A 14,361-nucleotide genomic window follows, 5' to 3' on the forward strand; every position below is an offset into this window, starting at 1 on the left:
CAGGCGGGCAGGGCAGCATGATCGACGTCGAGGATCTGATTGCCCTCGTCCGCAACTACAATCCGCGCACCAATGCCGATCTGATCCGCACGGCCTATGCCTATGGCAAGGCCATGCATGAAGGGCAGTTCCGCAAGTCGGGCGAGCCCTATTTCACGCATCCGGTGGCCGTGGCCGCCATTCTGACCGAACAGCGTCTGGATGATTCGACGCTGGTCACGGCACTGCTTCACGACACGATCGAGGATACCAAGGCCAGCTATGGCGATATCGCCGCCAAATTCGGCGAGGAAGTCGCCGAACTGGTGGATGGCGTCACCAAGCTGACCAATCTGCAACTGACCTCGACCGAGTCGAAGCAGGCCGAGAATTTCCGCAAGCTGTTCGTCGCCATGTCGCGCGACCTGCGGGTCATTCTGGTGAAGCTGGCCGACCGGCTGCACAACATGCGCACCATCAAGAGCATGCGCCCTGACAAGCAGGTGCAGAAGGCGCGCGAGACGATGGAAATTTTCGCGCCCCTCGCCGGCCGGATGGGGATGCAGTGGATGCGCGAGGAGCTGGAAGACCTCGCCTTCCGGGTTCTCAACCCCGAGGCGCGCAATTCGATCATCCGCCGCTTCATCGCGTTGCAACGCGAGGCCGGGGATGTGGTGCACAAGATCACCGCCGATATCCGCAACGAACTGGAAAAGGCGCAGATCGAGGCCGATGTCTATGGCCGCGCGAAAAAGCCTTACAGCGTCTGGCGCAAGATGCAGGAGAAGGATCTGGCCTTCTCGCGTCTGTCCGACATCTACGGCTTCCGCGTCATCTGCGCCTCCGAGGCGGACTGCTACCGCATTCTTGGCGTGATCCATCAGCGCTGGCGCGCGGTGCCGGGGCGATTCAAGGATTACATCAGCCAGCCGAAATCCAACGGCTATCGCTCGATCCATACCACGGTTTCGGGGCGTGACGGCAAGCGGGTCGAAGTGCAGATCCGCACCCGCCAGATGCATGAGGTCAACGAATCGGGCGTCGCCGCGCATTGGTCCTACCGCGAGGGGGTGCGGGTCCAGAACCCGTTCGCGGTCGATCCGGCGAAATGGGTGGCCGCCCTGACCGAGCGTCTGGGCGAGGAAGATCACGACGACTTCATGGAGAATGTGAAGCTGGAAATGTACACCGATCAGGTGTTCTGCTTCACGCCCAAGGGCGATGTGATCCAGTTGCCGCGCGGTGCGACGCCGCTGGATTTTGCCTATGCGATCCACACGCGGATTGGCAATTCCACGGTTTCCGCCAAGGTTGATGGCATCCGCGTGCCGCTGTGGACGCGGCTGAAGAACGGCCAGTCGGTCGAGATCATCACCGCCGAAGGCCAGCGTCCGCAGGCCGCTTGGGTCGATCTGGTGGCGACGGGCCGCGCCAAGGCGGCCATCCGGCGCGGCCTGCGCGAAGATGATCGCGGCAGGTTCGTCAAGCTGGGGCTGGAACTGGCGCGTGTGGCCTTCGATCACGCGGGTAAGCGGGTGTCGGACAAGGCGCTGCGTACCGCCGCGCGCATGATGGGCCTGCCCGATGAAACCGAGCTTCTGGCCCAGATCGGTTCGGCCGAGACGACGGCGCGCAAGGTTCTGGAAACGCTTTACCCCGAATTGCAGACCGCGCAGCCCGACGAGGTGGATGTGCAGCGCCCGGTTCAGGGCCTGACGGCCGACCAGAGCTATCGCCGTGCGCCCTGCTGCCAGCCGGTTCCGGGCGAACGGATCGTGGGCATCACCTATCGCGGGCAGGGCGTGGTGATCCATGCCATCGACTGCCCGGCGCTTGCCGAATACGAGGAGCAGCCGGAACGCTGGATCGACCTGCGCTGGCAAAGCGGGCGCCATGCGGCGGTGAATACCGTGACGCTGGATGTCACCATTGCCAATGACGCGGGCGTATTGGGGCGGATCTGCACCTTGATTGGCGAGCAGAAGGCCAATATCTCCGATCTGAACTTCGTCGACCGCAAGCCGGATTTCTTCCGCCTGCTGGTCGATGTGGATTTGCGGGATGTCGAGCACCTGCATATGGTCATGACCGCCCTTGAGGCGGAAAGCGACGTGGCGCAGGTTTCGCGCTACAGGGATCTGGGCCGGAAGCCCTGAGCAAGCCGGGAAAGGCGGGGGCGTGGTCTTCAAACGGCGCAATCCAAGAAGCTACGCACAGATCGTCCGCGATCTGGTCTATCCGCGCGGGGGCATCCGCAGGTCAATCCAGTATGTGCTGCACCGGATGCGCCGCCTGCCGGATCAGCCGCACCGCATCGCCCGCGGCATCTTTGCCGGAACCTTCGTGAATTTCCCGCCGGTCTTCGGACTTCAGATGCTGCTGGCAGCGGGCCTGGCCTGGATGATCCGGGGCAATATCGTTGCCGCACTGCTGGCGACCTTCATCTCCAATCCGCTCACGACGCCCTTCATCGCCATGCTGTGCCTGAAGCTGGGCCACTGGATGCTGGGCATCGAGGCCCCGATGACCTTTATGACGGTCTATGCCGCCTTTACCGAGGCCGGGGTGCAGCTCTGGCACAATTTCAGTGCCATCTTCACCGGCGACGTGGCGCATTGGGACAAGCTGGAAAACTTCTTCTGGTTCATCTTCTGGCCCTACACTGTGGGGTCGATCCTCCCCGGGCTGGCGGCCAGCGCCGCGGGCTATTACCTGACCCTGCCGCTGATCAACGCCTATCAGAAACTGCGTGCCGCACGGCTGCGCGAAGGGGCAGAGCGGCGGAAGGCGATGAAGGGCCTTCTTCCTGCGCGGCGTGCCGCAGGGAAAACGCCCTCATCAGGGGATGACGACACGCCCGGCGCAGCCTAAGGTGCCGCCGATGGCAAGGAGAGGCATGATGACTTCGGGCAAATTGCGGCTGGGTGTGAACATCGACCATGTGGCGACGGTGCGCAATGCGCGCGGCTCGGCCTGGCCGGACCCGCTGCGCGCGGCGCTTCTTGCCGAGGCGGCGGGGGCCGACGGGATCACGGCACATCTGCGCGAAGATCGTCGTCACATCCGCGACGCCGATATGGATGCGTTGCGCGCCGGTATCGGCATTCCGCTCAACTTCGAATGTGCGGCAACGGACGAGATGCAGGCGATCGTGCTGCGGCTGAAGCCACATGCCGTCTGTCTGGTGCCGGAACGACGTGAGGAGCGCACGACCGAGGGCGGGCTGGATGTGGCAGGCGACGAGGCGCGGCTGACGCAATATATTGCCCCACTGGCCTCCGCAGGATGCCGGGTCAGCATGTTCATCGGCCATGATCCGCGCCAGATCGAGGCTTCTGCCCGGATCGGCGCTGCCGTGGTCGAACTGCATACCGGCCATTACTCTGACCTCCATGCCGAAGGGCGGATGGCCGAGGCGGAAGCCGAGCTTGCGGCACTGCGCGAGGGTGCGCGCCTGGCGGCCAGTCTGGGGCTGGAGGTCCATGCCGGACACGGGCTGACTTATGACAACGTGGCCCCTGTCGCGGCCATGCCTGAACTGGCCGAGCTGAACATCGGCCATTTCCTGATTGGGGAGGCGATCTATATGGGGCTTGGCCCCGCCATCGAGGAAATGCGCCGCCGCATGGACGAGGCGCGCGCGTGACGCCGGGCACCAGAATTCTTGTGAGAATCTTGCAAATTCCTTTGAAGGGATTCGCGGTCCGAGGGTGGCGATGATCCTCGGCGTTGGCACCGATCTGGCCAATATCGACCGCATTGCCGCCGTGCTGGAGCGGCATGGCGACAGGTTTCGCGACCGCGTGTTCACGCCGCGCGAACAGGCAAAGGCGGCGCGGCGCAGCCGGGCTGAGGCCGCAACCTATGCGAAACGCTGGGCGGCGAAAGAGGCCTGCTCCAAGGCGCTGGGGACGGGGCTGCGCATGGGCATCTCCTGGCGCGACATGGCGGTATCCAATCTGGCGACGGGGCAGCCCGTGATGCATCTGACCGGCTGGGCGGCGGAGCGGCTGGCAGGTATGACCCCGCCTGGGCATGAGGCGGTGGTGCATGTCAGCCTGACGGATGATCATCCCTGGGCGCAGGCTTTCGTGGTGATCGAGGCCCGGCCGATGGCCGACGGGGCGCCGCCGCAAACTTGACTCCCGGCCCACCCGCGCGCATGTAGCGGCGATACCATCTGGCGCCGGTGCGCCGGCAACAGACGAGAGGCGCAGGCATGGCACGCAAGGCGAAATCGGACGGCGGGATTGTCGAGACCATCAAGACGGTGGTTTACGCCCTGCTGATCGCAGGCGTGTTCCGCACGCTGTTCTTCCAGCCGTTCTGGATTCCTTCGGAATCCATGAAGGATACGCTGCTGATCGGCGATTTCCTGTTCGTCAACAAGATGGCCTATGGCTATTCGCAATATTCCTGCCCCTTCGCGATGTGCCCCTTCTCGGGCCGGATCTTGGCCAGTGAGCCGGAGCGTGGCGATGTCGTCGTGTTCCGCCATCCGGTGAACGGATCGGATTTCATCAAGCGGCTGATCGGTCTGCCGGGTGATACGATCCAGATGAAGAATGGCATCCTGTGGATCAATGGCCAGGAAGTGCCGCAGGAACCGGCGGGCACCTTTGAAGAAATCTACGAGCCGCAGGGGCCGATGGGCAATCTTCCGCGCTGCGAGAACGGCCCGGTCGGTGCTGGCGGCATCTGCAAACGCTCGCGTTTCATCGAGACGCTGCCGAATGGCGTGAAACATGATGTGCTGAACATCGACACCAACGGCTTCGGCGACAACACCGATGTGTTCACCGTGCCGCCGGGGCATTACTTCTTCATGGGCGACAACCGCGACAATTCCACTGACAGCCGCTACAGCCAGGCTGTGGGCGGTGTGGGCATGCTGCCTGCCGAATATCTGATCGGTCGTGCCGACCGGGTGATCTTCTCCTCCGCCGGACGGTCGATGCTGTATTTCTGGACCTGGCGTTCCGACCGTTTCTTTAAGGCTATCGAGTGAAACTGGCTGCCGATCTCCGTGCGTTCGAGGAACGTCTGGGTTATCACTTCCGCAACCCGGAACTGCTGGTGCGGGCGGTGACCCATGGCTCCATCGCCTCTGCCACCCGGCCTGACAATCAGCGGCTGGAGTTTCTGGGCGACCGGGTTCTGGGGCTGGCCATGGCCGAGGCGCTGCTGGCGGCCGACCGTGGGGCGGCGGAGGGCACGCTGGCGCCTCGTTTCAATGCGCTGGTCCGCAAGGAAACCTGTGCCGCCGTGGCCCGGCAGATCGGTCTGGGTGATGTGCTGAAGCTCGGCCGGTCCGAGATGATGTCGGGCGGGCGGCGGAAAGAGGCCTTGCTGGGCGATGCGATGGAGGCGGTGATCGCTGCTGTCCATGTCGATGCCGGTTTCGAGACAGCCCGAGACCTTGTGTTGCGGCTGTGGGGCGGGCGGATCGAGACCGTGGAAACCGATGCCCGCGACCCGAAAACCGCACTTCAGGAATGGGCGCAGGCGCGCGGTCAGGTGCCGCCAAACTATCTTGCACTTGGCCGCGAGGGGCCGGATCATCAACCGATCTTTACCGTCGAGGTGCGGCTGGAAAGCGGCGAGAGCGAACAGGCGAAGGCCGGAACGAAACGGGCGGCCGAACAGGCGGCCGCAAGGGCGCTGCTGGCGCGGATGGAGAACGGACATGGCTGACACGCGGGCGGGGTTCGTGGCGCTGATCGGCGAGCCGAATGCCGGAAAATCTACATTGCTGAACCGGATGGTGGGGGCGAAGGTCTCTATCGTCACCCATAAGGTGCAGACGACGCGCGCGCGCATCCGTGGCGTTTGCATGGAGGGGGCGGCGCAGATCGTGTTTGTCGATACGCCCGGCCTGTTCCGCCCCCGTCGTCGCCTTGACCGCGCGATGGTGGCCGCAGCCTGGGGCGGCGCGGCGGATGCCGATATCGTGGTGCTGCTGATTGAGGCGCATCGCGGGCTGACCGATGGCGTGCAGGCGATTCTGGATGCCCTGAAAGAACGCGGCGAAGGCCAGAAGATTGCCCTCGCGATCAACAAGATCGACAGGGTGAAGGCGGAAAGCCTGCTGGCGCTGGCGCAGGAGCTGAACACGGCGTTTCCCTTTGTCGAAACCTTCATGATTTCCGCTGAACGCGGATATGGTGTGGACAAGCTACGCGAGTGGCTGGCGGGTCAACTGCCAGAGGGGCCGTGGTTTTACCCCGAGGACCAGATCGCCGACCTGCCGATGCGCATGATCGCCGCCGAGGTTACGCGCGAGAAGTTGACTCTTCGTTTACACGAAGAATTGCCCTACCAGCTGACCGTCGAGACCGAGAAATGGGAAGATCGCAAGGACGGCTCTACCCGGATCGACCAGGTGATCTATGTTGCTCGCGACGGCCACAAGGGAATCGTTCTGGGCAACAAGGGCGAGACGATCAAGGCGATCGGTCAGGCAGCGCGGGCCGATCTCATGGAATTCCTCGACCGCCCGGTGCATCTGTTCCTTCAGGTCAAGGTGCGGCCGAACTGGCTTGACGAGCCTGACCGCTATTCCGAGATGGGTCTGGATTTCCGCGACGGCGACTGAGCCATGCAGCCGCGGCTTGCCACCGATCTTTGGGTCTCCGCCTATCTTGCGCGGCTCCGGCTGGCCGATATTCCCGTCTATGTGACGGCGAAAGGCGATGCCACAGCGGGGGCCGTTGTGGTGAAATGTGCCACGCTGGACGGGCAGGCGCAGGCCTGGCAACGGAGTTATGACCTGACAGCCGACCGGCGGGTCTGGGTGATTCTGGCCGCAGGATCAGAGACGGAGGTCGATGCCGCTATTACGCGCGCGCGGCGGGGCGACCCCGATCTGTGGGTGATCGAGCTGGAAGATCGCGCTGGCCGCAGCCTTCTGGAGGAACCGGGGCTGGACTGACGACCCGCGTTAACCGCCTCTTGCCATCTTGCCGCCATTCTGGACGCATCGGATAGTGCAGGGATGGAGTGGCAGGATGAAGGCACGCTGATCGGCTCGCGCCCGCATGGCGAGACATCGGCTATTATCGAGGTATTCACGGCGCAACACGGGCGCCATGCCGGGGTGCTGCGGGGCGGCGCTTCCCGGAAGGTGGCGGCCATGCTGCAACCGGGCAGTCAGGTCACAGTGAACTGGCGCGCGCGTCTGGACGATCATCTCGGGGTCTTTCAGGCAGAGCCTCTGCGCAGCCGGGCCGGGTTGATGGGGGATCGGATGGCACTGGCGGGGCTGAATGCGATATGCGCCATGCTGCGGTTTGCCCTGCCGGAACGTGCCGCCTATCCTTTGCTTTATGGGCGAACACAGGATCTGCTGTCCCGGCTGGATGGTGCAGGCTGGGCGGCGGATTATCTGCGCTGGGAAATGCTGCTGCTGGAGGAGACGGGGTTCGGGCTTGATCTTGCGCGTTGTGCGGTGACGGGCAGCCGCGAGGATCTGGCCTATGTCAGCCCGCGCACGGGGCGGGCGGTCAGCCGGGGCGGAGCCGGGGACTGGACCCCGCGCCTGTTGCCACTTCCCCAGGGGCTGCTGGGGCAGGGGGCCATGTCAGGCACGGAGCTGGCGCAGGGCTTTGCGATCACAGGGCATTTCCTGTTGCGGGAGCTTTCTGCCCTGCATCATGGTCGGCAACTGCCCGAAGCGCGGGCGCGGCTGATTGATCTTCTGGCGCGCGAAAGCTCATAGCGGGCCTGCTGCCTTCTCTGGTGGAATGCTACACGCGACATCCGGTGTCGCCTCCGGTCAAGACCTGCCCACCGGAACGCGGCCAAGGTCGGGGCGGGAGACGAGCATGGCCAACAAATACATACCGCTGTTCCTGCGGCACTCGCCGACGCCGCGGATTCAGAATTTCGCATTGCTGGCCGGTCTGGAGGCGGCGGTGCGTGGCACGCTCATCTCGGTCATGCCCCTTGTGATGTATGACGCCCTTCAGGATGCGGCGGCGGTCAGCCGGGCCTATTTCGTGGTCGGGCTGATCTCGATGCTCTGGGGGCTGATGGTGCCCTGGGCCACACGTTTTGTGGCCCGCCGCTGGGTCTATACGGCGGGGGCGCTGTCCTATCTGGTGGCGATGACGCTGGCGCTGGTCGGTGGCCCGGTGGCGGTGCCGCTTGCGCTGCTGGCCATGGCGCTGGCCACAGCGACCTGTTTCGTGTGTTTCAACGCCTATGTGCTGGACTATGTGGCGCGGGCTGACCTGGGGCGAACCCAAAGCCTCCAGATGGTTTATGCCGCCGCCCCCTGGGCACTGGGGCCGCTGCTTGGCGTCTGGTTGCGGGATGCCTGGCGGCCCTTGCCCTTCCTGATCGCAGGTAGCTTTGCCATTGCGCTGCTGGTCACCTTCTGGATCCTGCGTCTGGGCAACGGCAAGCAGATCCAGCGCGCGCGCGGCCCGGCCATCAACCCGCTGGCCTATCTGGGCCGGTTTTTCCGACAGCCCCGGCTGATTGCCGGCTGGCTGTTTGCGGTGCTGCGAAGCTGTGGATGGTGGGTTTATGTCGTCTACCTGCCGATCTTCTGTATCGAGGCGGGTCTGGGCGACAAGGTGGGTGGCGTGGCCCTGTCGCTGTCGAACGGGCTGCTGTTCATCACGCCGCTGATGCTGCGGTTCGTGCAGCGCCATTCGGTACGGCGCACCGTGCGGGGAGCTTTCGCGCTGTGCATGATCACCTTCTCGGCATCCGGTCTGCTGGCGGGCTGGCCATGGGTCACCGTGCTGTGCCTGCTGGCAGGTTCGATCGGGTTGGTGACACTGGACGCTGCGGGTGGTCTGCCCTTCATGCTGTCGGTCAAACCATCGGAACGGGTCGAGATGGCGGCGGTCTATTCCAGCTTCCGGGACGTTTCCGGCGTGCTGACACCCGGTGTTGCCTGGGCTGTGCTGCTGGTGGCACCGCTGTCAGGGGTGTTTCTGGCCAGCGGTCTGGGATTCGTTGCCGCCTATTTCATTGCAGGGCGTCTGCATCCCCGCCTCGGGGCGGTACGGCCATCCCGAGGCGGGGTGTAGGCACAGCCAGGGGCCATCCGGCTGCGCCCGCTCTCATCCCGTCAGTCCAGCAGACGGCGGGCGATGACCTGGGCCTGAATCTCGGCGGCCCCTTCAAAGATGTTCAGGATGCGCGCATCGCAAAGGATGCGGCTGATCTGATATTCCAGCGCGAAGCCGTTGCCGCCATGGATTTGCAGCGCGTTGTCAGCCGATGCCCAGGCAATGCGGGCGCCCAGCAGCTTGGCCATGCCCGCTTCAAGATCGCAACGCTTGTCGTGATCCTTTTGCCAGGCGCTGAAATAGGTCAGTTGCCGGGCGATGTTGATTTCAACCGCCATCATGGCGAGCTTGCCCGCCACGCGCGGAAATTCAATCAGCGCCTTGCCGAATTGCTTGCGATCCTCGGCGTAGCGCATGCCGGTTTCCAGCGCCGATTGCGCCACGCCGATGGCGCGGGCGGCGGTCTGGATGCGGGCGGATTCGAAGGTCTGCATCAGCTGCTTGAAGCCCTGGCCGGGCTGGCCGCCCAGCAGATTTTCGGCCTTCACCTTGAACCCGTCGAAGCCGAGTTCGTATTCCTTCATGCCGCGATAGCCCAGAACCTCGATCTCGCCGCCTGTCATGCCGGGGGTGGGGAAGGGGTTTTCGTCGGTGCCGGGAGTCTTTTCGGCAAGGAACATCGACAGGCCGCGCCAGTCGGCCGTGTCGGGGTCGGTGCGGGCCAGCAGCGTCATCACATGGGTGCGCGCGGCATGGGTGATCCAGGTCTTGTTGCCGGTAACCTCCCAGCCGTCCTCGGTGCGGACGGCGCGCGTGCGCAGGCTGCCGAGGTCAGAGCCGGTGTTTGGTTCGGTAAAGACGGCGGTAGGCAGGATCTCGCCGCTGGCGAGTTTCGGCAGCCATTGCGCCTTCTGTTCCGGCGTGCCGCCGCAGAGGATCAGTTCCGCTGCAATCTCGGACCGGGTGCCCAGTGAGCCGACGCCGATATAGCCGCGCGACAGTTCTTCGGAGACGACGACCATCGAGGCCTTGGACAGGCCGAAGCCGCCGAATTCCTCGGGGATGGTCAGGCCGAAGACGCCCATTTCGGCCAGCGCCTCGATAATGTCCATCGGGATGAGTTCATCCTTCAGGTGCCAGTCATGCGCGTTGGGGATGACCTGTTCATCGGCGAAGCGACGGAACTGGTCGCGGATCATCTCCAGTTCTTCCTCCAGGCCGGTGGCGCCGAAGGTGGCACGGCCATGATTGTCGCGCATCAGCGCGACCAGCGCTGCCCGCGCGGCGGGGCTGTTGCCGCCGGCCATCAGGGTTTGCGCGGCCTCGCCCGGTGCCCAGTGCAGCCCGAGGTCCGACAGACGCGCGGTTTCATTCTGCGACATCGGAATGCCGCCCGCGAGTTGCGAGAGGTATTCACCAAATCCGATCTGGAGTAGCAGGGCTTCCATTTCGCCGAAGCTGCCCTGGTCGGACAGCCGCGCGGCCCAGGCGTTCAATTGGCGCAGGCTTTCCACATAGGTCGCCAGCCAGCTGAGCGTATGGGCCGCGAATTGTTCGGTTTCCAGCGCGGCGGCGGAAATCTTGCCGCCGACGGTGACGCGGGCACGCAGCGCCTCGCGCGCGTCAGTGAACAGTGCCTCAACCTCAGGCAGGGCGGCGGCGGTCAGCGCCGTCAGATCGGCGAGACGGGGCGAATTCGGCGCGGCTTGTCCATCATGCGGCATGGCGATTCCTCGGGGTTCTGCGGTTGCGAAAGACGTAGTCCTTTCGCAGTCGCAGCGCAACAAAAATTCAAAGCATGCGTGTTGTGGGTAGGAAAGTGTCGCATCCGAATAGGCCGTGCAGTTGCCCCCCTCAACGGGTAAGCAAGGAAAAACAGGAGGGCAGGCATGGATTTCCTGATGGCGGGGCAGACGGAGGCGGTGTTCTGGGCCGCGATGGTGGTGACGCTGTTTGCGGGCTTCGTGAAAGGCGCCATCGGTTTTGCGATGCCGATGATCATGATCTCGGCCTTTTCAAGCTTCCTGCCGCCTGAACTGGCGCTGGCCGGGCTGATCCTGCCGACCGTGGTTGCCAATCTTGGTCAGGCATTCCGGCAAGGATGGCAAGCGGCGCTGGAATCCTGCCGTGCCTATTGGCGGATGATCACGGCGACGGTGGTGTTCATCGTCATTTCGGCGCAATTCGTGCGGGTCATTCCGCAGGATCTGTTCCTGTTCTGCCTTGGCCTGCCGATCACGCTGTTTGCCCTGGTGCAGCTTGCCGGGCGCAGCCTTGCGCTGAACCTCCATCACCGCAACCGAGCGGAATGGGCCTTCGGCATGGTGGGCGGGCTGTACGGCGGGATTTCCGGGGTCTGGGGGCCGCCGGTGCTGGTGTTCCTGCTGTCGGTCGGTGCCGACAAGCGCGAAATGGTGCGGGTTCAGGGCGTGATCTTCCTGATCGGCGCAGTTGTGCTGACGACGGCGCATCTGCAATCGGGGGTGCTGAATGCGCGGACATTGCCGTTTTCGATGGCGCTGATCCTGCCCTCGGTGATGGGCATGGTTGCCGGGCAATGGGTGCAGGACCGGCTGGACCAGCAGCGATTCCGCTGGTGGACGCTGCTGCTGCTGGTGCTGACGGGCGCCAATCTGATGCGGCGGGCCATCATGTGAAAAGGCCCGCCTGAGCGGCGGGCCCTTCTTCAAGATCGGGTGGGCCTCAGCCGATGGCGGCGGCCTTCACGTCCTGGTCGATATAGGGCACATATTGCCCGAAGTTTTCGGCGAACATCGACACCAGTTTGGCGGCCTGCGCATCATAGGCGGCCTTGTCGGCCCAGGTTTCCCGCGGGTTCAGCAGGGTCGCATCGACGCCCGGCACCGAAACCGGCACCTCGAAGCCAAAGTTCGGGTCCTTGCGGAATTCGACCTTCGAGAGCGAGCCGTCCAGCGCGGCGGTCAGCAGTGCGCGGGTCGCCTTGATCGGCATGCGCTTGCCGGTGCCGTGCTTGCCGCCGGTCCAGCCGGTGTTCACAAGCCAGCACTCAGCGCCGTGCTGCGCGATCTTCTCTTGCAGCAGCTTGCCATAAACCTCGGGGCGGCGCGGCATGAAGGGCGCACCGAAGCAGGTCGAGAAGGTCGGGGTCGGCTCGGTTACGCCACGCTCGGTTCCCGGCGTCTTCGAGGTGAAGCCCGACAGGAAGTGATACATCGCCTGCGCCGGGGTCAGCCGCGCGATGGGCGGCAGCACGCCGAACGCATCGCAGGTGAGCATGATCACGTTCTTCGGATGGCCGCCCATGCCATTGTCCGAAGCATTCGAGATGTAATCCAGCGGGTAGGCGCAGCGCATGTTCTGCGTCAGGCTGGCATCATCGAAATCCAGCTCCAGCGTCTCGGGATCGTAGACCATGTTCTCGATCACGGTGCCGAACTTCGAGGTGGTGCCATAGATCTCCGGCTCGGCTTCGGCCGAGAGGTTGATCGTCTTGGCGTAGCAGCCGCCTTCGAAGTTGAAGGTGCCCTTGTCCGACCAGCCATGTTCATCATCACCGATCAGGATGCGCGACGGATCGGCGGAAAGCGTGGTTTTGCCGGTGCCGGACAGGCCGAAGAACACGGCAGTATCCTCGGGGTTGCCAATCGCATGGTTGGCCGAGCAATGCATCGCCATCACGCCCTTTTCGGGCAGGATGTAGTTCAGCAGGGTGAAGACCGATTTCTTGTTCTCGCCGGCATAGGCGGTATTGCCGATCAGGATGAGCTTCTTTTCGAAGTTCAGCGCGATCACGGTTTCCGAGCGGCAGCCGTGTTTGGCGGGGTCGGCCTTGAAGCTGGGGCAGTTGATGATGGTGAATTCCGGCACGAAGCTGTCAAGCTCGGCCCGGTCGGGGCGGCGCAGCAGGTGACGGATGAACAGGCCATGCCAGGCGAGTTCGGTCACGACGCGCACATCCAGCCGATGCTCGGGGTCGGCCCCGGCATAGAGATCCTGCACGAAATAGTCGCGGCCCTTCATGTGTTCCAGCATGTCGGCATAGAGGCGGTCGAACGCCTCCGGTGCCATGGCGGCATTGTTTTCCCACCAGATCGTGTTTTCCACCCCGGGGGTGCGGACCACATGCTTGTCCTTGGGCGAGCGGCCGGTGAACTGGCCGGTGGTGCAGAGGAATGCACCGCCCTTGCCCAGACGCCCTTCGCCGCGCTGCACCGCCGCTTCGACAAGCGAGGGTTCGATGAAGTTGTAATAGACCGTTCCCAGACCGCTGATGCCTTGGGTTTCCAGCGTTTGGCTGGGGTTCACGCGTCCATGCGTCATTGTGCAAGCTCCCGGTGCCGCAAGTGCGGCGTCTTCAGGTTCACGTCGGCAGTCAGGGCCAAAAGACTACCGGTCGGCCCGGACGGGCGGGTCGACACCCGCGCTATAACACGACCGTTTCGTGACGGAACAGCGCCCTTTGCATCGGTTAGCGCAACCAAGTACGGTTTAGCGCAACCATTTGTCGTCGGAACCTCAAGGTGAGACATATTAGTCATTCCTTGAACCTTTCGGGCCGATGCTTGGGGCGCTGGCGGTCCTGATTCGTGATTTCCTGTTGATTCTGGAACAAGGAAAAACCACAATGTTGTCAAAATTCATAACAACGAGCAGTACGGGAAAACCCTAGATGTCCAGGATCGCCCTTGTGGACGACGACAGGAATATCCTGACGTCGGTTTCCATGACTCTTGAGGCCGAAGGCTTTGAGGTCGAAACTTATAATGACGGTCAATCCGCGCTTGATGCCTTCAACCGGCGCCTGCCCGATATGGCGGTGCTTGATATCAAGATGCCCCGGATGGATGGTATGGATCTGCTGCAACGGCTGCGGCAGAAGACCAGCATGCCGGTGATTTTTCTTACCTCCAAGGACGATGAGATTGACGAGGTGCTGGGCCTGCGGATGGGCGCTGACGATTATGTCAAGAAGCCCTTCAGCCAGCGCCTGCTGGTCGAGCGTATCCGCGCGCTGCTGCGGCGGCAGGAGGTGATCGCCACCGGCGAGGTCGCGGTGACCGAGGAAAACAAGATCATGGAGCGCGGGCAGCTTCGGATGGATCCGCTGCGGCATGCGGTGGCCTGGAAGGGGCAGGACGTGTCGCTGACGGTGACCGAATTCCTGCTGCTCCAGGCACTTGCCCAGCGGCCCGGCTTCGTGAAAAGCCGCGATCAGCTGATGGATGTGGCCTATGACGATCAGGTCTATGTCGACGACCGCACGATCGACAGCCATATCAAGCGCCTGCGCAAGAAAATGCGCGCGGCCGATCCCGACTTCTCGGCAATCGAGACGCTGTATGGCATCGGCTACCGCTATAATGAGGAGTGAGCGTCG

The 14,361-nt window shown here is 63.6% G+C and carries 14 protein-coding genes; 12 read left to right on the top strand and 2 right to left on the bottom strand.

Annotated elements, in window-relative coordinates:
- The first annotated feature begins 17 nt into the window (after positions 1-17).
- From C8N34_RS05375 to C8N34_RS05420, 10 genes are all read left to right on the top strand, one after another.
- Complete coding sequence (locus C8N34_RS05375; protein ID WP_054300776.1) at positions 18-2,135, top strand: RelA/SpoT family protein; 2,118 nt, start codon at positions 18-20, stop codon at positions 2,133-2,135.
- A gap of 22 nt (positions 2,136-2,157) precedes the next feature.
- Positions 2,158-2,850 (top strand): DUF2062 domain-containing protein, encoded by a 693-nt coding sequence (locus C8N34_RS05380; protein WP_108128125.1) that lies wholly within the window; start codon positions 2,158-2,160, stop codon positions 2,848-2,850.
- 25 nt (positions 2,851-2,875) lie between these two features.
- On the top strand, positions 2,876-3,625 hold the full coding sequence (locus C8N34_RS05385) for a pyridoxine 5'-phosphate synthase (RefSeq protein ID WP_108128126.1): 750 nt from the start codon (positions 2,876-2,878) through the stop codon (positions 3,623-3,625).
- Between the two features lie 70 nt (positions 3,626-3,695).
- Positions 3,696-4,121, top strand: coding sequence for a holo-ACP synthase (gene acpS / locus C8N34_RS05390; RefSeq protein ID WP_108128127.1), 426 nt, complete (start codon positions 3,696-3,698; stop codon positions 4,119-4,121).
- A gap of 77 nt (positions 4,122-4,198) precedes the next feature.
- Positions 4,199-4,987 carry a signal peptidase I gene (gene lepB / locus C8N34_RS05395; RefSeq protein WP_054300773.1) on the top strand — a complete coding sequence of 263 codons (789 nt, stop codon included), beginning with the start codon at positions 4,199-4,201 and terminating at the stop codon, positions 4,985-4,987.
- Complete coding sequence (gene rnc, locus C8N34_RS05400; RefSeq protein WP_054300772.1) at positions 4,984-5,673, top strand: ribonuclease III; 690 nt, start codon at positions 4,984-4,986, stop codon at positions 5,671-5,673. Before lepB ends, rnc begins: the two co-directional genes overlap by 4 nt.
- Positions 5,666-6,574 carry a GTPase Era gene (gene era, locus C8N34_RS05405; protein WP_054300771.1) on the top strand — a complete coding sequence of 303 codons (909 nt, stop codon included), beginning with the start codon at positions 5,666-5,668 and terminating at the stop codon, positions 6,572-6,574. The genes rnc and era overlap by 8 nt, the downstream gene beginning before the upstream one ends.
- Before the next feature lie 3 nt (positions 6,575-6,577).
- Positions 6,578-6,910, top strand: coding sequence for a DUF1491 family protein (locus C8N34_RS05410; RefSeq protein ID WP_054300770.1), 333 nt, complete (start codon positions 6,578-6,580; stop codon positions 6,908-6,910).
- A gap of 63 nt (positions 6,911-6,973) precedes the next feature.
- Positions 6,974-7,696, top strand: a complete 723-nt coding sequence (recO, locus tag C8N34_RS05415; protein WP_108128128.1) for a DNA repair protein RecO — start codon at positions 6,974-6,976, stop codon at positions 7,694-7,696.
- 106 nt (positions 7,697-7,802) lie between these two features.
- Complete coding sequence (locus tag C8N34_RS05420; RefSeq protein WP_108128129.1) at positions 7,803-9,020, top strand: MFS transporter; 1,218 nt, start codon at positions 7,803-7,805, stop codon at positions 9,018-9,020.
- A 41-nt stretch (positions 9,021-9,061) separates the two neighbouring features.
- Here the strand turns inward: C8N34_RS05420 and C8N34_RS05425 are convergent, their stop codons facing one another.
- Positions 9,062-10,726, bottom strand: a complete 1,665-nt coding sequence (locus tag C8N34_RS05425; RefSeq protein ID WP_108128130.1) for an acyl-CoA dehydrogenase family protein — start codon at positions 10,724-10,726, stop codon at positions 9,062-9,064.
- A gap of 165 nt (positions 10,727-10,891) precedes the next feature.
- On the opposite strand from C8N34_RS05425, the gene C8N34_RS05430 reads away from it, so the two are divergent.
- A complete protein-coding gene (locus C8N34_RS05430) occupies positions 10,892-11,659 on the top strand; it encodes a sulfite exporter TauE/SafE family protein (protein ID WP_229825215.1) in 768 nt (255 codons plus the stop codon).
- Positions 11,660-11,705: 46 nt separating this feature from the next.
- Here the strand turns inward: C8N34_RS05430 and C8N34_RS05435 are convergent, their stop codons facing one another.
- Complete coding sequence (locus C8N34_RS05435) at positions 11,706-13,304, bottom strand: phosphoenolpyruvate carboxykinase (RefSeq protein ID WP_054300766.1); 1,599 nt, start codon at positions 13,302-13,304, stop codon at positions 11,706-11,708.
- A gap of 349 nt (positions 13,305-13,653) precedes the next feature.
- On the opposite strand from C8N34_RS05435, the gene C8N34_RS05440 reads away from it, so the two are divergent.
- Positions 13,654-14,355, top strand: coding sequence for a response regulator transcription factor (locus C8N34_RS05440; RefSeq protein WP_054300765.1), 702 nt, complete (start codon positions 13,654-13,656; stop codon positions 14,353-14,355).
- The last annotated feature ends 6 nt before the right edge of the window (positions 14,356-14,361 follow it).

It is taken from the genome of Gemmobacter caeni, from assembly GCF_003054195.1.
Taxonomy (GTDB): Bacteria; Pseudomonadota; Alphaproteobacteria; order Rhodobacterales; family Rhodobacteraceae; genus Gemmobacter; species Gemmobacter caeni.

Excerpts from the sequence above, each read along its gene's own strand:
- C8N34_RS05375 (WP_054300776.1), top strand. The coding sequence starts at position 18 with ATGATCGACGTCGAGGATCTGATTGCCCTCGTCCGCAACTACAATCCG.
- C8N34_RS05385 (WP_108128126.1), top strand. The coding sequence starts at position 2,876 with ATGATGACTTCGGGCAAATTGCGGCTGGGTGTGAACATCGACCATGTG.
- acpS (WP_108128127.1), top strand. The coding sequence starts at position 3,696 with ATGATCCTCGGCGTTGGCACCGATCTGGCCAATATCGACCGCATTGCC.
- lepB (WP_054300773.1), top strand. The coding sequence starts at position 4,199 with ATGGCACGCAAGGCGAAATCGGACGGCGGGATTGTCGAGACCATCAAG.
- era (WP_054300771.1), top strand. The coding sequence starts at position 5,666 with ATGGCTGACACGCGGGCGGGGTTCGTGGCGCTGATCGGCGAGCCGAAT.
- C8N34_RS05410 (WP_054300770.1), top strand. The coding sequence starts at position 6,578 with ATGCAGCCGCGGCTTGCCACCGATCTTTGGGTCTCCGCCTATCTTGCG.
- recO (WP_108128128.1), top strand. The coding sequence starts at position 6,974 with ATGGAGTGGCAGGATGAAGGCACGCTGATCGGCTCGCGCCCGCATGGC.
- C8N34_RS05420 (WP_108128129.1), top strand. The coding sequence starts at position 7,803 with ATGGCCAACAAATACATACCGCTGTTCCTGCGGCACTCGCCGACGCCG.
- C8N34_RS05425 (WP_108128130.1), bottom strand. The coding sequence starts at position 10,726 with ATGCCGCATGATGGACAAGCCGCGCCGAATTCGCCCCGTCTCGCCGAT.
- C8N34_RS05430 (WP_229825215.1), top strand. The coding sequence starts at position 10,892 with ATGGATTTCCTGATGGCGGGGCAGACGGAGGCGGTGTTCTGGGCCGCG.
- C8N34_RS05435 (WP_054300766.1), bottom strand. The coding sequence starts at position 13,304 with ATGACGCATGGACGCGTGAACCCCAGCCAAACGCTGGAAACCCAAGGC.
- C8N34_RS05440 (WP_054300765.1), top strand. The coding sequence starts at position 13,654 with ATGTCCAGGATCGCCCTTGTGGACGACGACAGGAATATCCTGACGTCG.